Below are 23,001 nucleotides of genomic sequence, written 5' to 3' on the forward strand. Positions count from 1 at the left end.
TTTAATCCAAGATTATAATTTCTAATGACATTATCGACAAAGAAAGATCATAAACTGGTAGAATTATTCCTTTCTAAGCAGACGGATTCAAATGATTCAAACCCTTTCAAGGATTTGAAGACTGTTGCGAAATCATCGCTTGAAGCTACCGGTTTTCCTACTTTGAAAGAAGAGGAGTATAAATATACTAATATCACCAAGCGGATCATTGATAAGATAGAAAACTATTCTTCTCCTCAATCAATTGATAACCTTGCTGAAATAATCAAAGGCAATTCATTGATCAACACACTTGATGGGTATAGGCTATTCAGGAACAATGGAGTATTTGACCCTGAATTATCCAATTATAAAGATGCTGGATTTTCAGTTAAGGCATTTTCTGAATTGGATGAAGAACAAGCGAGTGAAATAGGATCCATCGAATCAGTTGACAAAGACGCTTTCGCTGCATTAAACGCTTATTCCTTTGAGTCCGGGATTCGAATTGACATTCCTGATGGATTAATAGTGGAGCAGCCCATTGTTTTGGTAGACTTTGTCAATCCAGATGCTAACGGCCAATGTGTTCAACCAAGAACCTATTACCATGCAGGCAAAAATAGCCAAGCTACTGTCATCGAAATAACCGTTTATTTGAATGAATCAACTGTCTTTCTTAATGAAGTTGCTGAATGGAATGTAGAAGACAATGCTCATATCAGGCATTATAAACTTCAGGATGGTCACAACGCAGAACTTGGCGTAAGCAATTCCGGGTCGGAAATCGCTCGGGACGCTACCTTCACCTCTGTTTTGTTGAGTTTAAGTGGAGAAATGCTAAGAAATAATCTAAGTCTGAATATCAACGCAAGTAATTGTGTAGGTAATATGTACGGACTTTATTTACTGAATGGAAAAACGCACGTTGACAACCATACTAATGTGGATCATAAAATGCCTCATTCGGAATCAAATGAACTTTACAAAGGCATTTTAACTGACCAATCCAGAGGAGTTTTCAACGGAAAGATATTTGTAAGGCAGGATGCCCAGAAAACAAATGCATTTCAGCAAAACAACAATATATTATTGTCAGAGGATGCGACTTTAAACACCAAGCCGCAACTTGAAATATGGGCAGATGATGTAAAATGTTCTCATGGTTGTACTACGGGCCAATTAGATGAAGAGGCCCTCTTTTACCTTAGAGCAAGGGGAATAGGCAAGAAAAGCGCAAAATCATTGTTGCTTTATGCATTTGCAGGAGAAGTGCTGGACCATATCACCAATGAATCCTTTAAAAATTACTGTGAAAAAATAGTACATGAACGACTTGGAGGCGGCCATTAAAAATAACTCAGGAATACTAGTTGAAGATAAGATCAGAGAATTTTTCCCAATACTTCATCAAGAAGTAAATGGAAAACCTTTGGCTTATTTTGACAATGCTGCAACCACGCAAAAGCCCATTCAAGTGATTGAAGCTTTGCGAAAGTACTATGAATTAGACAATTCAAATATACACAGAGGAGCACATACTTTGGCTTCTAGGTCTACAGACTATTTTGAAAACACCCGTCGATTAGTCAAGGAATTTATCAATGCTCCTTCTTCTGAAGAAGTAATTATTACCAAGGGAACAACAGAAAGCATCAACTTGGTAGCCAGTACTTTTGGTAGGAAATTTATTGCAAAGGGAGATGAAATTATCATTTCTACCTTGGAGCACCACTCCAATATTGTGCCTTGGCAACTCTTATGTGAAGAAAAAGGTGCAATTTTAAAGGTAATCCCAATTCACGACACTGGTGAGTTGGACTTAGTTGCTTACAGGCAATTGCTTTCTGAAAAAACAAAGCTAGTGGCTGTAGTTCATGCATCCAATGCATTGGGAACTATCAACCCGATCAAAGAAATGATCCAGCAAGCCCATAAATATGGAGCAAAATTTCTTATGGATGGGGCACAAAGTACTGCCCATTTGGACATAGATGTTCAGGGTTTGGATTGCGATTTTTTCGCTTTCTCTGCACACAAAGTTTATGGTCCTACCGGGGTAGGCTTTTTATATGGAAGCGAGAACTTTTGGAAGCCATGCCTCCTTATCAAGGAGGAGGAGAAATGATCAAAGAGGTCAGCTTTGAAAAAACGACATTCAATGATTTGCCCTATAAATTCGAGGCAGGAACACCTAATATTGGGGATGTAATTGCATTTGGTGAGGCCATCAAATTTGTAAACAATATCGGAAAAGAAACCATTAGGAATCATGAAAATCACCTGTTGAAGCATGCAGTTAAGAGAAGTGCCGAAATAAAAGGCTTTATTCCTATAGGTACGGCTAAAGCAAAAGTTAGTGTTCTAAGTTTTGGAATCAACAATATCCACCCTTTTGATGTGGGCTTAATGTTGGATGCTTCAGGTATAGCTGTTAGAACCGGTCACCATTGCACCCAGCCACTTATGGATAGGTTACAAGTTGAGGGAACTGTCAGGGCTTCCTTTGCTGTTTACAATACCATAGAAGAAATTGATAGGCTAATTGAGAGCTTAAAAGAATCTCAAAAAGGAAAAATTAATGGCAGAAATAAACAGTATTCAGGAAGAAATAATTGGTGAATTTGAAATTCTAGGTGATGACAAGGAATCCACAATTTATTACATTATGGAACTTGGAGACCAATTGCCTGAATTTCCTGAAAAAGATAAAGTAGAGGACAATATTATCAAAGGTTGCCAATCAAAGGTTTGGCTAACAAGTAGTTTAGAAGAGGGAAAGGTTCATTTCCAGGCTGACTCCAATACCGATATCACGAAAGGATTAATCAGTCTTTTGATTAGGGTTCTATCAGGGCAACCTGCCAATGAAATAATCAATGCAGACTTATACTTTATTGAAAAGATCGGCATGGGTAATATCATCGGTTCACAGCGTTCCAATGGTCTTACTGCGATGATCAAACAAATGAAATTATTTGCAATAGCTTACAAAGCCAAAATTAATGCATAACCCAGCTATGGAAAATAAAGAGCAATCAACGGACGATCAAGAAGCCCTAAAAGGAAAGGTGATCAACGCCATAAAAGATGTTTATGATCCGGAAATCCCTGTAGACGTATATGAGCTCGGCCTTATTTATGAAATTACGGTTTACCCGGTGAACAATGTATATATTTTAATGACCCTTACATCCCCCAATTGTCCAGCAGCTGAATCTATCCCTTCAGAGGTAAAAGAGAGTGTTGGCAATATTGAGGGAGTAAATAATGTAGAAGTAGAACTCACCTTTGACCCACCCTATTCTCAAGACATGATGTCGGAAGTAGCAAAGTTGGAACTGGGATTTTTATAAAAATACAATAAAACAAAAGTAATATGTATCCAGAAGAATTGATTGCACCGATGCGTGCAGAGCTTACAGAAGCAGGTTTTAAGGAATTCAAGTCCGCTCAGGATGTAGAAGATCACCTTAGCGAGCATAAAGGAACTACGTTTATCGTGGTTAATTCAGTGTGTGGATGTGCAGCAGGAGCTGCCCGGCCGGGTGTTAGGGCTGCCTTGGAAAAAGCTTCCAAGCAACCTGATGTTTTGGCCACAGTTTTCGCCGGTAACGATGCAGATGCTGTAGCCAAATTTAGGGAATTGGTACTTCCTTATCCTCCTTCTTCCCCAGCCATGGCATTATTCAAAGATGGAGAGTTGGTTCATTTCATTGAGAGGCATCACATTGAAGGAAGAAATGCCCAAATGATCGGAGATCACTTGGTTGAGGTTTTCGAACATTTTTGTTAAAGTGTGCCCTTTTAGGGCATTTTTCATTTGAGTAGAAAACAATAATCAACTCTTAAAATAAATTTGGTCAATTCAACCGATAATAAATTTGAATTGCTGAATTTTTGAATATAATAATTGCTATAATTAGGAAGGTATTACTTTTTTCCAAATATAATTTTAATTGTGAAAGCACTTTCCTACAGCATTTACGCCATATTTTTAAAAAATATTGCGTAAATTTTACTAAATTGTATTCAAATTTATTTTAACTGAATAAGTTAGGAACTTTATAAAATCATTTAATAATAAACACATGTCGGATATTGCTAAACTATCCTTTAAAGGTAAAGAATATGATCTTCCAGTCACCGAAGGTACAGAAAATGAAATTGCGGTTGATATTGCAAAATTACGAGGCCAATCAGGGTTAATTACCATTGATCCGGGTTTTAAAAATACTGGATCGACCAAAAGTGCCATTACGTTTTTAGATGGGGAGAAAGGTATTTTAAGGTATAGAGGCTATAATATTGAAGACTTAGCAGAGAATTCTAATTTCTTAGAAGTTTCTTATTTGTTGATAAATGGTGAATTACCAACTACTGAGCAATACAATGACTTTGCTGGGAGAATCACAAACCACACTTTGGTGCATGAAGACATCAAGAAAATTCTTGATGGATTTCCATCTGTAGCGCATCCCATGGGAGTTCTTTCTTCATTGATTTGTTCTCTTACCGCATTTTATCCAAATTCTTTGGATCCAAACAATACTGATGAAGAGATCAAACTAAGTATGGTGAGGTTATTGGCTAAAATGCCAACCTTTGCTGCTTGGGCGTATAAAAACAAAATGGGTCATCCTGTAAATTACCCCGACAATAGCCTTGATTATTGTGGTAATTTCATGAAAATGATGTTCTCCTTACCTTCAGAGAAATACGAAATAGACCCAGTTATTTCTAAAGCCTTAGATAAATTATTAATTCTACATGCAGACCATGAACAAAACTGTTCTACTTCTACAGTAAGAATTGTTGGATCTTCGCAAGCCAGCATATATGCTTCTATTTCTGCAGGTATCAATGCACTTTGGGGTCCTCTCCATGGAGGTGCCAACCAATCTGTAATTGAAATGCTTGAAGCTATTAAAGCAGATGGTGGTGATTCTAAGAAATATTTAGAAAAAGCAAAAGACAAAAATGATCCTTTCAGATTAATGGGTTTTGGACACAGGGTTTACAAAAACTTTGATCCAAGAGCCAAAATAATCAAGAAGGCTGCTGATGATGTACTAGAGAAATTAGGTATCAACGACCCGGTTTTAGACATCGCAAAAGAACTTGAAAGTGCTGCCCTTAATGATCAGTACTTTGTAGATAGAAAACTTTACCCTAATGTTGATTTCTACTCAGGAATCATTTATAGGGCTTTGGGTATTCCTACCGATATGTTTACAGTAATGTTTGCCTTGGGAAGACTTCCAGGTTGGATCGCACAATGGAAAGAAATGCGTGAAAACAATGAGCCAATTGGTCGACCAAGACAAGTATATGTAGGCAGTACAGAAAGACCTTTCGTACCGATCGACAAAAGGTAATCCAAAATCTATTAATTAAATAAAAAAAGGGTCTTTCGACCCTTTTTTTATTTATGCAAAATATAATTTAGCGAAATCCGCTGAAAATTAGAATTTATTTCATAAACTGCTTAACAATAGTTGTAAGCTAAGCTATTTTTTTATACCTTTGCAACTTATTTAAAATATACATTTTTCTCCTACGCCGTGGGGTTCCTTATTGTTGATCGACACTGGGATATTTGGGAATACCGTGGCTTTGAGAAGTAAGGAACATTTCATGGAAAAAGAAATATTATTTTCAGACCTTGGGGTTTCGGAAGAAATCTTAAGGGCAGTGGAAGATATGGGCTATACCCAACCTTCCCCAATTCAAGCACAAACCATTCCTTTATTATTGCAAGGAGCTGATGTCATCGGCCAAGCTCAAACGGGTACAGGGAAGACCGCTGCATTTGGCATCCCGATTATTGACAGTATTGATCCTAATAGCAAGAAGCCGCAAGCCCTAATTTTGTGTCCTACTAGGGAACTTGCTGTACAAGTTGAAGGTGAGATCGTTAAACTAACCAAATACAATAGAAAAATATCTTCTACCTGTATATATGGTGGCGAATCAATTGACAGACAAATTAGAAGCTTAAAAAAGGTGTTCAAATTGTGGTGGGTACTCCCGGCAGAATTATGGACCATATGGATAGAAGAACCTTAGACTTAAGTCAAGTTGGCATCATTGTGTTGGATGAAGCTGATGAAATGCTGGACATGGGTTTTAGGGATGATATTGAAAAAATACTAAGTTCTATGCCAATCGAAAGGCAAACGGTATTCTTTTCTGCCACCATGCCTAAGCCAATTCTAGAACTTACTAGAAAATATCAAACAGATCCGGAGATCATCAAGGTTTTAAGAAAAGAGCTTACCGTTGAAAACATATCTCAATTGTATTTTGACGTAAGATCGGGATTAAAAACAGATTTGATAAGCAGACTTATTAATCTTCACCAATATAAGCTTAGTGTAATTTTCTGTAATACTAAAAGGGTTACAGATGAAGTAACCGAAGAGTTAACAGCTAAAGGTATCCCTGCTGAAGCATTGCATGGAGATTTGTCTCAAGCACAAAGAACTAAAGTTATGAACAAGTTCCGTAAAGGACATTGTTCAGTTTTAGTAGCTACAGACGTAGCTGCAAGGGGTATAGATGTAGAAAACGTTGAAGCTGTTTTCAATTATGACCTTCCCCTTGATGAGGAAAATTATGTACATAGAATTGGTAGAACAGGTAGAGCCGGAAGGTCAGGAACTGCCATTAGTTTTGTGTCTGGAAGAAGAGATTCAGGAAGGCTAAGAGATCTTGAAAGGTTTATCAAAACCACCATTGAGAAAGCTGCCCCTCCATCCGTAGACCAGCTGATTCAAATGAAAAAAGATCAGTTGACCAAAGATATTCACAGGCAACTGGCAAAAGAAGAAGACAATAGCATATACGAGCAGGCAGTAGAAAGCCTTCTTGCAGAAGGAATTTCTATTGAGCAAGTCGCCTTAAGTTTGGTGAAAATGCAATTGGGTGAAGCCATTGATAAGTTTAAAGAAATGAATTTCACCCCTGATAAGGATCGAGGTGGTAGAGACGATAGAAGAAAAAGAGACCGCAACGATAGAGGATCATCTAGAGGCCGTAATGGAGAAAGAGGCGATCGCAGCGGAAGAAGGGGTAATAAAAAGAAAGAGAACCAAATATGGCTCGTCTCTTTTTAAATTTAGGAAAGAAAGACCGAATTCGTCCTAATGATATCGTTGGTGCTATCGCAGGAGAAACTGGAGTATCAGGTGGTAGTATAGGTGAAATTGATATTTATGATAGCTTCTCTTTTGTGGACATCCCTAAAAAAGATGCAAGTCATGTCATTAATGTTATGAATACCAATACCATCAAAGGAAAGTCAGTAAATTTTGAAATATCTAAACCTTAAGAACAGGTATTTAATCATAACTTAATTAATATTAATAACAAGCCTTCCAAAATTGGAAGGCTTGTTTCGTTTAACCCGGATTCGGTTATCCGCCTCACTATGCTTACCATGAGTCATCTCATGGATTGTTTCTATCAAAAGAAAATCACGCTGTTTACAATTTCAGTACATAATTGATTGTCTAATGCCTATTACTTGCTTAAAACCTTTAAGAGCCTTAATTCACTAGCCATTGCTTTTGATTATATTTGGTAATTGGAAACTTTATAACCAAATTTTTATGAAAAGATATAGTGAAATAGTAGCTTCAATTATCATCTGGTTTACAGTTATTTCTCAGTTCTATTTAATGATTATGAATAGACAAACTGAAATTTTAGAAACAACGGTGAGATTCTTTAGTTTTTTCACTATTTTAACCAACACCTTGGTTGCCTTGTATTTTTCAACCAAAGCCTTTAAATTAAAGACATTTCCATTTACAATTTTTAACAAGGCGGGAGCACTTACTGCCATAACCACATTTATACTTATTGTAGGTTTGGTCTATCAAATTGCTTTGAGAGGAATATGGCAACCTACCGGCTTTCAATATATTGTTGATGAATTATTACACAGCATTATTCCCCTTTTGGTTTTAATTTATTGGTATTTCTATGTTTCTAAATTAGACTTAAAATTTGAATCTGTATCCAAGTGGATATTATATCCGATTTTCTATTTACTATTTGTATTAATAAGAGGACATTTCTCAGGATTTTATCCTTACCCTTTTTAAACATCTCGAATATTGGTTATTTGAATGCCTTTAAGAATATTGGTCTAATAGTTCTTTTGTGCCTATCCATCCTAATCCTACTGGTTTTCTTGGGTAAGAAATTACCAAGAATTCAAAATGTTGAACATACCTACAATTAAAACGAGCAGGTTGGGGCTGATTATCAGTAGTACATTTACTAATTTTTTGCTAATTTCTTAATAATCTCGCTTTCCAATTCCCTGTAGTGGGTACAGTTCAAACCATAGTTTTTTGAATGAGTAATAACATCATCAACCAATGTCTTTTTTTCGCCAATATGTCCACTTTCAATATCTAGTTGAAAGGAAGATTTGGCATTATGAGGAAAATTTGAAATCATAGTCAATGCATTATTTATAGCCGCATCATCAAGCAAAACTCCCTGTTTTTGTGCCAACTGAGCCAATTCCTCCATTAAGCCTATCCATAATTTTTTCAAATCCTCATTTGTATTAATTTCTCCAAAAGTGACATTTTTTGCTGCAGTTAATGTACCAAGACTTGAAATAAACAAAAACTTTTTCCAAAGATGTAATTTCGCATCAGAAACCAATTCAAGTGGTACTCCACACAGATTTAAAAATTTAAAAATATCATCATAGATATCTGTCGTTGGTGAACCAACAATCACTTTTCCTGGCCCCCCAAGATGTTTGATATGCCCTGGTTCTTGAACGTTTGAAATCAGATAAATACATGCATCCAAAACCGTAGCCTTTCCAACCAATGAGCGAATATTGTCTGCAGCATTTACCATATTTTGCAAAGGTAAAACCAAAGTCCTTTCACCAAAAATTTTAGAATTTTCTAAAACAGCTTTCTCTATGGATTGGGATTTGGTAGCCAAAATTACCAAGTCATAGGTATTTTCACACTCTCCACTTAAAACAAGTCCATCGGGTTGTAAAACCTGCTCCGAATCAGGATTACTAAAGATCAAGCCTTTTGATTTAATATTATTGTAGGTGGCTCCTCTCGAAATCAGGTCAAGTTTAACTGAATCATCCGGTCGATTTGCTAATATTTTAGCCCCTACAAAACCACCTACTCCTCCTACCCCAAGGATAGCTATTGATTTACCTTTCATTATCTTTTTTTAACATATAATTTTCCAATAAATAGACCAAGAGGCCTTCCGATTCAATTTCCGCCTATTAATTGGAAAAATCAATTAATTTTAAAAGTAGAAAACACAACTTAAACTGCTTTTAAATTCGGATATTTACCTTGAAAATTAATGATACCCACAGAAACAACCTCCAATTCAAAATAATATGAACACTATATGGCTTTACAACGAATTTCAACAAACCGGAAAAGATTACTCATTGCAAGAGGAAGTGGAAGTTTACGATCCCTCACATAATGATTTCAGGGATTTAGTCAAAGAAATCGGAGTTGTAATAGAATGGTTTAGGCCAAATAAGGGATCGAAGGTATTAGACATAGGTTGCGGTACAGGCAACTTCTCTATAGCAATGGCAAGAATTTGCGAAAAAGTTTATTCAATAGATATTTCAAAAGCAATGTTAAAATATGCTCAAGAAAAAGCGATTTCCAAGCAAATCAAAAACATATCTTTTACCCACAGCGGTTACTTAAATTTTAATCTTCCTGACCAAAGCATTGATGGGGTAATCAGTTCACTATCTTTACATCACCTTCCCGACTTTTGGAAAAGTATTGCCTTGGAAAGAATATTCAATGTTTTGAAACCCAAAGGTAGGTTTTATTTATATGATGTAGTTATTCCAGATCACCAACCAAGCGGTGCCATCAATGCCTTCATCGCCAACCAAGGGATAAAAGGTGGTGATTTTATGAGAGAGGATACCATTATCCATTTTAAGGAAGAGTTTTCAACTTTGGATTGGATCATGAAAAAATTACTTATCAATGCGGGTTTTATTATCAAAAAAGAAGAAACTCAAGATGGATTGCTTAAAAAATTTTATTGTGAAAAATCCGGACAATCAAATTAATCTGTTTTAGCTGATACCTGAATGACTCCCAAGATTAATGCAAAGTATTACCAATTGAAATTGAAAAACCTTTTATTTTCAATTTTTAATCTTTAAAAATTCACGGAAAAGGGTTCAGCACTATTTCATATAAAGGTTCCAAAAAAAGGTAAGCATAGAATTTCAGCCCTTAAATTAAACTTTATTTGCTACATGACCTATTTGACACAGAAACCATCAATCTGTTAAATAAAATCCATTATTTGCCATCAAACTTATCTCCAAAATACCGGAAATATCGGTATATTTAGCATATGCAAATGATTCCAAAGATAACCGGTATTCTTGTCATATGGCTGTCATTTTCCTGTAGTAGTCTAATACCTGTGCAAAATTTGTCTAGGGAAGCCCTTAATGGAATTGGCATGTTCAAGGAAATCGGGTATAATTTCCATACTGCATGTCTAGAGGAGTGCACTTTTAGTAAAGTAAGTCAATTTGAAATTGAAAGAGAAGAAAATTGTGCCTGTGATACTTACTTGATGGCAGATGAAGAGGTAAATAACCTATATTTCGCTCTAATGGATTATTGGGAAGGGCTTTATCAATTGTCATCTATGGAAATGAATCAATACAATTTAAATAGGCCGGCTTCAACACTAGCAGCGTCTAATTTAATTGCGTTCAAGGAGGACCAATTATTAGCCTTTCAAAAATTATCTGAATTAAGTCTAAAAGCGGTTACAGGTCAATATAGAAAAAATAGGATTAAAAGCTATATGAAAGAAGCAGATCCTTACCAACAAATTATCAGTGAAAAGCTAGTTTTTGTATTAAAAGAAAATCTTTTGGGCCTGATGGAGATTCAAAACGAAGCTTGGTATTCTTTTTACAAATCCATGAGCTATGACCCAACTTTAAACACCATAAACAAAGCCTATGCGGCTAGGGAATACTATAATTTATTAGGGGAACATAAAGCTCAAGCTAACCAAATAAAGGTATTAATAGAAGCTATAGCGCTTATTTCTGAAGAACACCATAGTTTGGTCGCCTCTGATTTTAAATTCAATAGTACGAATTTCAAAGCAGAAATTGGGAGAATGTCCAAAGATTTACGTACACTACATCATGCTTATGAGCAATTTAAAAAATGAAAGATAGATTCGACAGTGAACAAATAAGCCAATTGGCAGATGAATTTTTAGAGATAGCAAAAAAATTCAATGACTATCGGTTCGAAAAAATAAGTCAACAAAAAATCAGCCATGACACTTTTCTAGAAATGGGCAAGAAGTCAAATCAACTGATGAAAACTGCAAGAGAAATGAAGCTTTTGTCTACCTTAATTGTGGGAGAAGAGACAGCAACAGCCCTATCGAAGCTGAGCAGTATTAATCAGGAGATTAAGGGCAGCATAAATTCATTGATAGATATTCAAAAGGCCTTTGATTTTATCGGAGCCTTGGGTGATATAGGTTTAGCAATTGTAGAAAAAAATCCTGCTGCCATCGGCAATAATATTTCTTACATTGGTGAGCTATTAAAAGAAACAACCAGTTAAAATGGCAGATCAAAAAAAGAAAAATGCAAACCTCCCTGTAAATTCTTCGCCAGTATGTTATCAAAATGAGCCTGACATACAAGAGGATTACCTTTTGCCCAATCCTAAAATTAAAAAATCAAAAAAGACCATTCACGTAGATACAAAAAAAGAAGACCAATAATTATTGGTCTTTTCCATTGATTAATGGTAATATAAGTTAGGGAAAGGTATATTTTAATGCCACATATTGTATTATATAAAGGGGGCTTTTCAAAATCTATTTTTCTATATAAAAAAACAAGAAACTTTCGTCAATTTTTAATATTTTAGACCTTTATAATAATTTAAAAAATTACCAATGAAAGATATCAGTAAATCCACAAAACACAATTCCAGAAGGAATTTTATGAAAGCCTCTGCTATGGCAGCAGCCGGGTTCTACATTGTACCTAGACATGTACTTGGAGGACCGGGTTTTAAGGCACCGAGTGACAAACTTAGAATTGCAGGTATAGGTGCCGGCGGTAAAGGTGGAAGTGATATTAGGAGCTTCTACGAAAGTGGAAATGCAGATATAGTTGCGCTATGCGACGTGGATCCAAATAGGGCCTCCGGAAGGATCAAAGCTCATCCTAAAGCAAAGTTCTATGAAGATTATAGAGAAATGCTGGAAAAGGAAAATAACAATATAGATGCTGTTTCTGTTTCCACACCAGATCATAATCATGCTGTTCAGGCTTTAACGGCTATGAAAATGGGCAAACATGTATATGTTCAGAAGCCATTGACACATACCATACACGAAGCACGAGTACTTACTCAGGCAGCAGAAAAATACAAGTTAGTAACCCAAATGGGTAATCAAGGGGCTTCAGGAGACGGGGTTCGGAAAATGCGTGAGTGGTATGCTGCAGGGCTAATAGGCGAGGCGACCAAAGTCCAAGTATGGACCAACCGCCCCGTTTGGCCTCAAGGTGTTCCTTGGCCTGGGGAATCAGGGAAAAAAGCGCCTAAAAATCTTAATTGGGACCTTTGGTTAGGAACGGCAAGGCAAATGGGATATGTGGAAAATTTACACCCTTTTAACTGGCGAGGCTGGTGGGAATTTGGTACAGGTGCCTTAGGAGATATGGCATGTCACTTGATGGAACCTGCTTTCCGTACCTTAGACTTAGGATACCCTACCGGTGCAGAATGTAGTGTTGGCTCCGTATATACAGGAGAATTTACAAAAGGCTATTTCCCTGAAAGCTGTCCTCCTTCCTCTCATATCACCTTGGGTTTTGACAGGCCTAATGGAGGTAATATTGAATTTCACTGGATGGACGGTGGTATCCAACCTAGCAGGCCTGAAGAGCTTGGTCCTAATGAAGAAATGGGTGATGGTGGAAATGGCGTTATAATTGAAGGAACAAGGGGTAAAATGATGTGTTCTACCTATGGTATGAATCCTAAGTTATTACCTTCTTCAATCAATGATAGCGTAAATGTAGCTCCCACTTTACCACGTGTAGAAGGTGGCGTGGGAGGTCACTATGCACAGTGGGTTAATGCATGTATTGCAGGTCATGGAAGTAAAGAATACAATGAGCTAAGTTCTCCTTTTTCTATTGCGGGTCCTTTGACTGAATCCGTACTTATGGGCAATTTGGCCATAAAGAGTTATGACTTGAGAACACCTAAAGCCGATGGTAAGGGCTTTGATTATCCTGGTAGAGGCATTAAACTATTGTGGGATGGTGAAAACATGAAGGTTACCAATTTTGAACCTGCCAATCAGTTTGTATCGAAAGAATACAGAGAAGGTTTTGAACTTCCAAAAATATAAACCTAACCTTTATTAGATATAGCACTTAAGCATTTAAAATGAACACTAGTGCTTAGTGGTGGTATTTTAAATAGAATTAAATTGTTTTTGCCCCGGAATTCCGCTTCCGGGGCTTTTCTATTTTAATCATTTCAACAACATTAATAACCCTCTAATGAGGTTACTAATAGATTTAATCAAAAAAAATTTGATTAAATATCACGATGATTTTTCTCGAAGCTACCCATTTCATTATTTTTTAAGAAAGAATTTACCCATCTTTTAAATTTGAATCCTTCTATATTAAAACGATTTTTCACTCCATATTCATCTCCGGATTGGCCTTAGGTATAGTAAAATAAAATTTAGCACCTTCACCTTTTACCGAATTTACCCAAACTTCTCCTCCCAAGTTGTCTATGATTTTCTTTACAATGGCCAATCCCATCCCGGTGCCCTCATATTTACCTTTTCCATGAAGACGTTTAAAAATAGTGAAAATTCTTTCGTGGTGGATTGGATCTATTCCAATTCCATTGTCTTCGACAGAAAATTGCCAAAACCCATCCTTTTCTTCAAAACTAATATCTATTACTGGTTCTTCATTTTCATTCTTGTACTTTAAAGCATTTCCAATAAGGTTATAAAAAACCTGAAATAGTGGTGTTTTATAGGAAACAATTCGAGGAAGTTTATTGAAGTTAACAATTGCCTTGGATTCTTTAATCCTCTTTTTTGTAGCACACAGACCTCATCAACTAATTCATTAATATTTAATATTTTCAGCTTGTCTTCATGTTTTCCTATTCTTGAAAACTCCAATAAATCTAAAATAATTTGGCGCATCCGCATAGCTCCGTCTACAGCAAACCCTATGTACTGGTGCGCTTTTTCATCCAATTCATCTCGGTATTTCCTTTCTAACAATCCCATAAAATTGCTCACCATTCTCAGAGGTTCCTGTAAATCATGAGAAGCTACATAGGCAAATTGCTCCAGCTCTTTATTTGACCTTTCCAGCTCAATGGCATGCTGAGCCATTTGATTATTCATAGCTTGAAGGGATTCTTCATACTCTTTTCTATAGGTAATATCAGTTATGGCACCTACCACCCGAGTAACTTTATTGCTTTTATTTCTAATAAAAATTGCCCTGTCAATTACAAAGGCGTAATGTCCTTCATTACATAATAAACGATATTCTTCGAACCAATTGGTAAGAACATCACTATTAATAAATTCTTTAAATTTCACCGTGATTCTTTCCCTATCTTCTGGATGAATCAATTCTTGTAAGGCTACTATATCCGGAGAGCTATCCTTCAAATCGTATCCAAAGAGGGTGTGAAATCCCACCCCTCGAAAAACCTCATTGTTTTCAATATCATAATCCCAAATAGCATCATTGGTGGCTTCAGCTATTTTCTCAAACCGCTCATTAGAAAGTTGAATTTTTTCTGATATTAATTTTTCTTGGGTTATGTCTTTAATAAAAACACTAATGCCATCTTCGGAAGGGTAACCATTTACATTCAACCATATTTTTCTTCGATCGGAAAACATCTCAAAATGAACATTCACCTGATTTTGTAGAGCGAAAAATAGCTGTTTTTGAACTTTGGAATTTTTTATTCGCGGAATCACCTCCCAAATCACATTATTGAGTGCTCGTTCTTTACTTATGCCGATAATTTCTTCTGAACGCTGATTCCAATAGAGGATTTTAAAATCATTATCCAAAGCAAAGAATGCCTCTCCTATACTCTCCAAAATGGCATTCTTTTCTTTAAAGGATTGCAAAAGGGCCTTTTGGCTATTGGTTCGCTGTATCGCTGAAGATAAGTTGGAAGAAATGGTTTGTAAAAATGAAATTTCACTCTCTGTCCAACTCCGTTCCGAGTGGCAGGTTTTGAAACTTAAAAATCCATAAAATTTATTTTTAATTGTGATCGGAATTGAAACATTAGAATAAACCCCTAGCTTTTCAAAATTCTCTTTCAATTTACAATAAGGTAATTCACTTGTATTTACGATAAACAATTCTCCTCTTTTCAAGACATCCATTATCTCAGGAAAATCATCAACAGCTAGCTTTTGGACAGCAACATTTTCTGTAAAGTTTATATCCTCCCCTAGCGTCCATTCAATCATCTTTGTAACATACTCTTCCCCATCATCTCCAACTTCATTTTTTTGAAAGTAATTAATTTTATCAATTTCAACTGCTTCACTCGTAAGTTGAAAAACCTTCTCTATGGCATCCTTCCAATCTTCAACTAACAGAAATTTTTCAATTACTCTAGAAATTATTTCGAGAAGTTGATTGTTTTTCGCTAATTCAATTTCGCTTATCTTTTGATTGTGGATGTCCTGAAGTGATCCGGATATACGAACACATTTACCATTGCTAAATTCAGGCTTACCAATACTTCTTATCCAAGTTTCACTTCCACTCAAATGCTTTAATAGAATCTGATAATCCCAAGACTTTCCCTTACTTACTGCCTGCTTAAGTGCATTTTCGATTGTATCCTTTGTTTTTATATCATAAAATGCCGAAAGTTCTTCTAGGGAAGGAGAACTATCTTGAGGAAGACCGTAAATTTCCTTGGACGTGGAGGATAAAAAAGTTCATTATTTACCAAGTCAATTTCCCAACTACCCATTCTTGAGAGTTTAGAAGCATTGTCAAGTAAGGTTTGTAAAGACACTAATTCCGTAATGTCATGGCCAAAAATAAATACCAAACCTTCTTCTCCAAACTTATCGGAAGTATTCCAAGAAATCCATCTGTGTTGACCTGGTTTGGTTTGGTATCTATTAATTAGGTTTTTTACTTCCCCCCTTTTCTAAAGAAAACTTCCTCATTGATAAATTTTTATCCTCAGGATGAATAAAGTCCTCAAACTTTTTGTTTAAAACCTCCTCTTCTCTATATCCAAATACCTTGCAAAATGAGGGGTTAACTTTTACAAAATATCCACTTGTATCAATTACAGTCAACACTTCAGGAGCGCTTTCAAAAAGAAGCCTCATTTCTTCTTCCTGCTGTTTCCGTTTAATTTCTCCTCCTAATAAGACGCCAATTGGTTCAAAAACTGTTGGCAATCCTTAGGCAATGTAACTATGTCATTGACATATAATAGCAACACCCCAACCTGAATGTTATTTTGAAACAATGGTATTCCTATAACTTCCTTAATAAATTGGTGTATATCAGAATTTATCCCTGCAAAACTAGGCTCCATTTCCAGTTCATTGAACTTTAAAAATGAACCGGAATTTAAAGCATGATTAGCTAAACCTTTATTTATCTTCTTTATATCATTCAAATTCGGGTTTTTAATAGCCCAATAATCTTGAAGTAAATTTATTCCAACTTCCTTTCTATTTAATAGCCAAATTTCACACCCTGAAAAGTCTGATATAGAAGAAATATATTTCAAGACCTCTTTTAAAATTACTTTCAATGCTGAATCATCCTTGAAGTATTCAGCAATTTGTTGCTGTACTTCTTTTTGGAAAAAATTCTCCTTTTCATCAGTTTTATCTCGTAAGACACCAATCATTCTTAAAGGTTTACCTTGGCTGTCTCTAATCATATAACTAATCTCCTCTGTATGAAGAAATTGACCGGATTTATGTCGAAATCTATATTCCTTATGCCATCTATTACTTTTAGAATCAGAAACAAAATCATCCCACACTTTGTCGGTTTCTATGGAATCTACCGGATGCATAAAAGAAGCCCATTCTGAAATTTTATTGATCTCCTCACCTTTTTGGTAGCCAAAAATCCTATAAAATCCCTCTCCCCAGTGGAACTCGTCCTTATTAAAATCCCAGTCAAAAATGGCATCATTGGTAACCATATTGACATAGGTAAAGCGCTCATTACTTTTATGTAAGTTTTCAAAATATTCAAATTTCATTAACAATACAGGGAAAATTCTTTGGCTCCTTCGAATAGCATAATATTCATAACCGCTAGGCTTTCTTGCATATTCAAAAAGTTTATTAAAACTGCATCTAACCTCTCATTTGAGTTCTTAATTGGTAATAACCAGCAAGATCGAATTTTTTCTTCGTTCGAAAAGTTCATCAATCCTTTCCATTTATTGTCTTTTCTAATTTCAGGTATAAAAACTTCCTTATTTAATAAATCTGAAAAATTTTCTTGGCTAGTTAACTCATTCAAATACAACTCAAAATCTTTGACGCTAACTTTATTTAAATCAAGAAAAGAAGGTGTGGCCAAATTCAATAAACGGTTGTCTGAAACCTTCAAAATTGCCATTTTCATGGAGGGAAACAGTCTTTCTAAATTGGAAAGAAAACTGATCAATAAATCGGGTAGGTTTGCGTCCTTTTCCATGCTCATCTCCATCAGCTCTTTTTCAATGGTTTCAAGTTCACCATAAAAATGTTCCAAAGTAATGTCCCTTATAGCACCGACCACCCTATAAGCTTTCCCATTTTGATCTCTTAGAATAACTGCTTTCTCTTTTACATATGCCCATTCCCCATTCTCTTTAATAAGGCGATATGCTGTTTCTAATTGATTGTCTAAGCTGTTAAATATAATTTGCCTCACTTTTTCCCTGTATGAGTCGAGATCATCAGGATGGATGCTATTGGAAAAAACTTCGTAATTATTTGATAGAGATTGAATTTTGATACCGAAGTTTAAAGCAAACCCTTCCCCTAAAAACATATCACCAGTACTGGGATCAAAATCCCATATACTTCCGGAGTCTGTTTGCATAACCAACTCAAAGCGCTCATTACTCTTTTTAAGTTCTTCTTCAAAAGCAATTCGTTCGGAAATATCTATTCCATTGCATTGAATTTCTTGGGGTTTTCCATCAACCCCAAGTATACCAACAAAGTCCCATATTGTGGTATAAGTACCTTTTTTAGGGTTTAATTTGTGAAGTTCTACTTTGTGTGCTTTTTCAGGTTCTTGTATGCATTTATTAATAATTTGCTTTAATTTGATTTTTTCTTCATCCGGGACAGTATTGATAACATTAATTTTTTCATTGTCAGAAAAGAGCCAATTGAAAGTCTCAATGTATTTGGTATTAGCAAAGCTAATGTAACCTTCAAGATCAATCCGGATGACAAATGTGGTTTGGGAGTCAAGAAAGCTTTTATACCTGGATTCACTAGTAATTAGTTTTCCTTGAGCCTCTATTAATTTACTAATATCCATGCTATTCACAACAACCCCTCCAAGACTAGGGTCATCCGATAAATCTGTAGCTACTGTTAGTAGCCAGCAGTAAGAGCCATCCTTACGTTTGTATCGGTAAGGGTGGCCTTTGGTTCTTTGCCTTAATGGAAGGTTACTAAACTCTTTTATAACTCGATCTCTGTCTTCCGGGTGAAAATAATTGACAGGATAATCGCCGATTAGTTCCTCTTCTTTGTACCCTAAAATTTGGGGATAATTTGGACTTACGTACAAATACTCTCCTGTCCGCGAGATAATAGCTGTCAAGTCAGAGCCTTCTTTAACCAGAGACCGGAATCTTTTTTCCCTTTTCTCCATTTGGTTATTAAGCTTTACTTTCTCAGTTATATCCCTGAAGTTATCAACCAATCCATTAATGTCAGGATCATCTAAAAAATTTGTAATCGTAGATTCTACCCATCTCCACGTACCATCCTTATGTTTCGTTCTTATAATCCCCCCTTCAATTGGTAGCCCAGGTGAAGCCATAGCCCATTGAATTTTTGCCAAAGACAGTGCCATATCTTCCGGATGAATGGTTTCATTCAATTGCAATCCATACGCTTCTTCTTCACTGTAACCGAGAACTTGTGAAATTGAAGGTGAAACATACTTCTGGACACCTTCAGCATCAAAAATAACAATGGCATCTCTACCATTTTCTACAAGCGCTTTAAATCTCTTCTCATTTTTTTAGGGCTATTTCTGCTTCTTTCCTTTTGGTAATATCTACCATAAGGCCCCTGTACATTATTCCATTTTTTTCATCAACAATTACTTTAATCATATCACTGACCCATACAATGGAACCGTTATTTTTTATAAACCGATATTCGATTGTGAAGTCATTATTAGTTTTGGAGTTTTCCGAAATTATTTTAAGAACTTTTTCTTTATCATCACTATAAATATGATTCACCCAAAATTCCGAATCCTCACACCATTCTTCCGGCATGTAACCTAAAATATCTTTTACTTGAGGACTTATATAACTAAGTTTAAAACTATCGGAATGAGACTCCCAAAATACTCCGGGGATGGTTTGAATAAGCGTTCCTATTCTTTCATTCGATATCCGTAATGCTTCTTGGCTACTTAACTGGTCTAAATAAGTACCTAAATGATACATTAGGTTATCAATTAGCCTGGATTCATTTTTTAAATTGCTAGATCTATTTTCACCAAAGGTGTTTTTGGGAAGTACTAATTCAAGTTCCAAAGATTTACCATCGTGTAATATATATTCAGATTTTAATATATATTTTGAAGGTTGATATCCTGAACTTAAATACACTTTGTCTTGAAACGTGATCTTTGCATGAGTTTCCTCAGGGGTTGGCCAAGCCAAAGGAAAGATATTGCTTGCATTTTGAAACAAAGAATCAATTTGATCCCAAGAATAGTCTAGTCTACTAATATTGAATATACATTCTTGTTCTTTAATTTTATTTTGTAAAAAACAAAGTCTCACCTAACTTTTCTTCTATTTTCTTCCTTTTGGTAACATCCATGATGATGGAATCCCACACAATACTACCATCTTCTAATTTGTGAGGAGTACCGGCACCTTTATGCCAACGCAAGGAACCGTCTGAATGTAGATACCTGTACTCTTTTAACCAAAAGGTTAAACTTTCAGCGGATTTATCTATAGATTCGCTAAGGCTTTTCACATCCTCCTGATATACACTATCCCAAACCAAATTGCTATTTTCCATAACTTGATTAGGAGAAAATCCGAAAATTTGATTGGCACCATTACTTACCCATTCAAAGCGATTTTTACCTGATGGTAGCTTTTTATATCGGTAAACTACTCCTGGAATATTATCAGACACTGTCTGAAACTGAATCTCATTAATCTTCCTATTCGTAATATCCGCATGGGTACCTGACATTTGTAATGGTTTTCCGGTAGGTGACCACTTGGTCACCCTTCCTTTATCATTGACCCAAACCTCATGGCCATCCTTATGAATCAGCCGGCATTCTATGTCATAAAAATCCAACTCCCTATTGAAACAAGCTTTTAAAACGCTGTCAGAATTCCCTCTATCTTCAGGATGTAAAATTTTATACCAGTCATCCATTGTAAATGGTGACAACTCCTCAAGCTCATACCCTATCATAGATGCAAATCGGTGATTAATAGAGACAATATTCTTTTCCATATCCCACTCCCAAGCACCTAATTGGGTTGCCTCTAATATATTATTCAACCTATCTGATTCACTTTTTAGCTTTTCTTTTGTTATTGCTAATTCACTATTACTTTGCTCTATCTCAAATAATTTGGTTGTTTGTGTCGCTAAAAGTTTAAGCGCTTTAATTTTCTTCTCATCCAATTCCCTTGGCTCAAAATCAATGACACACAACATGCCCCAAATTTCACCTGATGAGGTTTTTAGTGGTACTCCTGCATAGAAATACATTTCCGGAAAAGAAATTTGTGAAAGTTCCGGATCTTTTTGCAATCATTCACTACATGCACCTCTTCAGAGAAATGGCTAACTAATTCCATTAAGCCTATTTCCTCTAGAGACTTAGAATCATCTAATCCAATACAAGAAACTATAGCGGTATTACCTTTATTAATTTTAAATAGAAAACTAACAGGAGCACCGGTCAAAATCCCAGCTAAATCAGTTATTGAATCCAATTCATCTGTGATTCCATTATCTACTATTCCACGATCTTCATCTGTCCTTTTTTCTTCCATGGTATTATAAATACTTGATCAGCCCTCTCCCAAATTCTCCAATCTATCTAAAAATAATCAAATAAAATTAAACCTATTCTAAAAACTAAGTTTATGTTTAAAATTGGAACATTTACATTAACGTTTCATCAATTAATTTAGGTAAGCAATGAAATAGAAAAACGATCAGATGCTCCCCAAAAAAACCGGAAAGGACCACTTCTTAAAGTTCAGAAATTAAAAAAATCAATATCAATAATAATAAAGTAGACAGAGTTTGATTTGGCTTTTTTAGGCAATAAATAAGTACAACTTGCCTCATTCTGGTTCTCGATTCCTTCTTAAAAAATTTAACAGTAGTATAAAGGTAAATTCTAGAAAAAAATCTCTTAAAAGCGAACAATTTTATTATAATTATTCGGTTTTAAGAGATCTATAAACTATCCTTTGATTGAGGGGATTTACATCTACACGGTCTATTTCTAAACCATAAAATATTTACAAACTTACTTTCTTATTTTCTGCTGAGGATGCATACACCCCTAAAATTAAGGCGAGTGATCTTTTGGCATCTTGCCCGGTTACCACCGGATTAGTATCTTTTCTAATGGCCTCTACCATGTCTTCAATCTGCACTTGGTGTAGCTTAAAATCTATGGCCATAGGGTCTGAAGCACCACTTCCTCCAATATCCGAACCGGGAATCAACTTATCTTCCTCACCTTTAATATTCCAAGCGATAATTTTTCCTCCTTCTAATATTATGTTTCCATTCTCACCATAAATCTCCAACCTTTCAGGATTCCCCGGGTAAAGTGAAGTGCCACCGGTAATTGTTCCAAGTGCACCACTTTTGAAATTCACAATTGCCGAAGCTAGGTCCTCTCCTTCAATCTTATGAACCATGGTTCTAACTTGTCCATAAACAGCATCAGCATCTCCCATAATATCCAAAAGCAAATCAATGGTATGCACACCCTGGTTGATTAATGCTGCTCCTCCATCACCCTCTTTAGTACCTTTCCAATCACTTGAGCTATAATAGGACGGATCTCTGTACCAATTAATAGCTGCTGTACCCATTAATAATTTCCCTATTTTCCCTGACTTCACAGCTTCTTTTAGCTTTAGATAGCCCGGTTTAAGTCGATTTTGAAAAATGACTCCTAACTTCACCCCTGCCTCTTCACAAGCTTTAATCAGTAAATCGGCTCTTTCAATACTTACCTCAATAGGTTTCTCCAACAATATATGTTTACCTGCTTTTGCTGCGGCAAGTGCAGGTTCTAGGTGGTTACCGCTATGAGTGCAGATACAAACTACATCCAATTCACTTGTACTTAAAAATTTATCTATTTCAAAGTAGGCAGGAACTTTAAACTTTTCCTCAGCCAACTTTGCTCTTTCTTCGGTTGAACTTAAAACAGCAATAAGCTCACTTTCTTCACTGGCATTGATGGCTGCCGCATGCATTCCGGCTATTGCTCCTGTTCCTATAATTCCAAACTTCAATGGCTTTTGTTTAGACATTTTTAAAGTATTTAATCAATTAAAATTTTTAGTCATTTGTTCCATAGCCCAGTTGGTCCTTGCAGCAGAAACTCCGGTACTTGGGCAATTTCCTCCCTTTTCAAGCAACTCA

At 35.8% G+C, this 23,001-nt stretch carries 21 protein-coding genes and 4 pseudogenes; 13 read left to right on the top strand and 12 right to left on the bottom strand.

Features of this window, described 5'->3' with window-relative positions:
- Window positions 1-24: 24 nt before the first annotated feature.
- The 8 genes and pseudogenes from sufD (at window position 25) to WG932_RS07855 (ending at window position 8,090) form a co-directional block, all read left to right on the top strand.
- A complete protein-coding gene (gene sufD, locus WG932_RS07820) occupies window positions 25-1,332 on the top strand; it encodes a Fe-S cluster assembly protein SufD (RefSeq protein ID WP_483087557.1) in 1,308 nt (435 codons plus the stop codon).
- Window positions 1,307-2,601: pseudogene (locus WG932_RS07825) on the top strand (SufS family cysteine desulfurase). Before sufD ends, WG932_RS07825 begins: the two are co-directional and overlap by 26 nt.
- Window positions 2,561-2,992: a SufE family protein gene (locus WG932_RS07830; protein ID WP_014022685.1), complete on the top strand. Its 432-nt coding sequence runs from the start codon at window positions 2,561-2,563 to the stop codon at window positions 2,990-2,992. The pseudogene WG932_RS07825 and the gene WG932_RS07830 overlap by 41 nt, the downstream one beginning before the upstream one ends.
- The gene (locus WG932_RS07835) at window positions 2,985-3,335 is read left to right on the top strand and encodes a DUF59 domain-containing protein (RefSeq protein ID WP_242067737.1); all 351 of its coding nucleotides are present in this window, start codon (window positions 2,985-2,987) and stop codon (window positions 3,333-3,335) included. Before WG932_RS07830 ends, WG932_RS07835 begins: the two co-directional genes overlap by 8 nt.
- Before the next feature lie 23 nt (window positions 3,336-3,358).
- The gene (locus tag WG932_RS07840; protein ID WP_014022687.1) at window positions 3,359-3,775 is read left to right on the top strand and encodes a BrxA/BrxB family bacilliredoxin; all 417 of its coding nucleotides are present in this window, start codon (window positions 3,359-3,361) and stop codon (window positions 3,773-3,775) included.
- 295 nt (window positions 3,776-4,070) lie between these two features.
- Window positions 4,071-5,357, top strand: a complete 1,287-nt coding sequence (locus tag WG932_RS07845) for a citrate synthase (RefSeq protein ID WP_014022688.1) — start codon at window positions 4,071-4,073, stop codon at window positions 5,355-5,357.
- Between the two features lie 259 nt (window positions 5,358-5,616).
- Window positions 5,617-7,312: pseudogene (locus WG932_RS07850) on the top strand (DEAD/DEAH box helicase).
- A gap of 280 nt (window positions 7,313-7,592) precedes the next feature.
- Window positions 7,593-8,090 carry a Pr6Pr family membrane protein gene (locus WG932_RS07855; RefSeq protein ID WP_483087558.1) on the top strand — a complete coding sequence of 166 codons (498 nt, stop codon included), beginning with the start codon at window positions 7,593-7,595 and terminating at the stop codon, window positions 8,088-8,090.
- 178 nt (window positions 8,091-8,268) lie between these two features.
- Here the strand turns inward: WG932_RS07855 and WG932_RS07860 are convergent, their stop codons facing one another.
- Window positions 8,269-9,198 (bottom strand): ketopantoate reductase family protein, encoded by a 930-nt coding sequence (locus tag WG932_RS07860; RefSeq protein ID WP_483087559.1) that lies wholly within the window; start codon window positions 9,196-9,198, stop codon window positions 8,269-8,271.
- Between the two features lie 187 nt (window positions 9,199-9,385).
- On the opposite strand from WG932_RS07860, the gene WG932_RS07865 reads away from it, so the two are divergent.
- The 5 genes from WG932_RS07865 (at window position 9,386) to WG932_RS07885 (ending at window position 13,446) form a co-directional block, all read left to right on the top strand.
- Entirely contained in the window at window positions 9,386-10,093 is a 708-nt protein-coding gene (locus WG932_RS07865; RefSeq protein WP_483087560.1) for a class I SAM-dependent methyltransferase, read from the top strand.
- A 299-nt stretch (window positions 10,094-10,392) separates the two neighbouring features.
- Window positions 10,393-11,229, top strand: coding sequence for a hypothetical protein (locus WG932_RS07870; RefSeq protein ID WP_483087561.1), 837 nt, complete (start codon window positions 10,393-10,395; stop codon window positions 11,227-11,229).
- Window positions 11,226-11,636 carry a hypothetical protein gene (locus WG932_RS07875; protein WP_014022694.1) on the top strand — a complete coding sequence of 137 codons (411 nt, stop codon included), beginning with the start codon at window positions 11,226-11,228 and terminating at the stop codon, window positions 11,634-11,636. The genes WG932_RS07870 and WG932_RS07875 overlap by 4 nt, the downstream gene beginning before the upstream one ends.
- 1 nt (window position 11,637) lies before the next feature.
- Window positions 11,638-11,799: a hypothetical protein gene (locus WG932_RS07880; RefSeq protein WP_187770891.1), complete on the top strand. Its 162-nt coding sequence runs from the start codon at window positions 11,638-11,640 to the stop codon at window positions 11,797-11,799.
- A gap of 177 nt (window positions 11,800-11,976) precedes the next feature.
- A complete protein-coding gene (locus WG932_RS07885) occupies window positions 11,977-13,446 on the top strand; it encodes a Gfo/Idh/MocA family oxidoreductase (RefSeq protein ID WP_483087562.1) in 1,470 nt (489 codons plus the stop codon).
- A gap of 295 nt (window positions 13,447-13,741) precedes the next feature.
- On the opposite strand, the gene WG932_RS07890 is transcribed toward WG932_RS07885, so the two are convergent.
- From WG932_RS07890 to WG932_RS07940, 11 genes and pseudogenes are all read right to left on the bottom strand, one after another.
- Window positions 13,742-14,152 (bottom strand): sensor histidine kinase, encoded by a 411-nt coding sequence (locus WG932_RS07890; RefSeq protein WP_483088595.1) that lies wholly within the window; start codon window positions 14,150-14,152, stop codon window positions 13,742-13,744.
- A complete protein-coding gene (locus tag WG932_RS07895) occupies window positions 14,047-14,478 on the bottom strand; it encodes a sensor histidine kinase (RefSeq protein ID WP_483088596.1) in 432 nt (143 codons plus the stop codon). The genes WG932_RS07890 and WG932_RS07895 overlap by 106 nt, the downstream gene beginning before the upstream one ends.
- Before the next feature lie 18 nt (window positions 14,479-14,496).
- Window positions 14,497-16,041, bottom strand: a pseudogene (locus tag WG932_RS07900) (PAS domain-containing protein); the annotation flags it as partial.
- A gap of 204 nt (window positions 16,042-16,245) precedes the next feature.
- Complete coding sequence (locus tag WG932_RS07905; protein WP_483087563.1) at window positions 16,246-16,533, bottom strand: PAS domain S-box protein; 288 nt, start codon at window positions 16,531-16,533, stop codon at window positions 16,246-16,248.
- Complete coding sequence (locus tag WG932_RS07910) at window positions 16,497-17,357, bottom strand: PAS domain-containing protein (protein ID WP_483087564.1); 861 nt, start codon at window positions 17,355-17,357, stop codon at window positions 16,497-16,499. The genes WG932_RS07905 and WG932_RS07910 overlap by 37 nt, the downstream gene beginning before the upstream one ends.
- On the bottom strand, window positions 17,357-18,979 hold the full coding sequence (locus WG932_RS07915; RefSeq protein ID WP_483088597.1) for a PAS domain-containing protein: 1,623 nt from the start codon (window positions 18,977-18,979) through the stop codon (window positions 17,357-17,359). Before WG932_RS07915 ends, WG932_RS07910 begins: the two co-directional genes overlap by 1 nt.
- 27 nt (window positions 18,980-19,006) lie before the next feature.
- Window positions 19,007-19,330: pseudogene (locus tag WG932_RS07920) on the bottom strand (PAS domain S-box protein); the annotation flags it as partial.
- Between the two features lie 16 nt (window positions 19,331-19,346).
- Window positions 19,347-20,132 (bottom strand): PAS domain-containing protein, encoded by a 786-nt coding sequence (locus tag WG932_RS07925; RefSeq protein WP_483087565.1) that lies wholly within the window; start codon window positions 20,130-20,132, stop codon window positions 19,347-19,349.
- Window positions 20,107-21,093: a PAS domain-containing protein gene (locus WG932_RS07930; protein WP_483087566.1), complete on the bottom strand. Its 987-nt coding sequence runs from the start codon at window positions 21,091-21,093 to the stop codon at window positions 20,107-20,109. The genes WG932_RS07925 and WG932_RS07930 overlap by 26 nt, the downstream gene beginning before the upstream one ends.
- Complete coding sequence (locus WG932_RS07935) at window positions 21,066-21,380, bottom strand: hypothetical protein (RefSeq protein WP_483087567.1); 315 nt, start codon at window positions 21,378-21,380, stop codon at window positions 21,066-21,068. Before WG932_RS07935 ends, WG932_RS07930 begins: the two co-directional genes overlap by 28 nt.
- A 477-nt stretch (window positions 21,381-21,857) precedes the next feature.
- Window positions 21,858-22,889, bottom strand: a complete 1,032-nt coding sequence (locus WG932_RS07940) for a Gfo/Idh/MocA family protein (RefSeq protein WP_149392851.1) — start codon at window positions 22,887-22,889, stop codon at window positions 21,858-21,860.
- Window positions 22,890-23,001: the final 112 nt, after the last annotated feature.

It is taken from the genome of Cyclobacterium sp. SOCE241, from assembly GCF_056867545.1.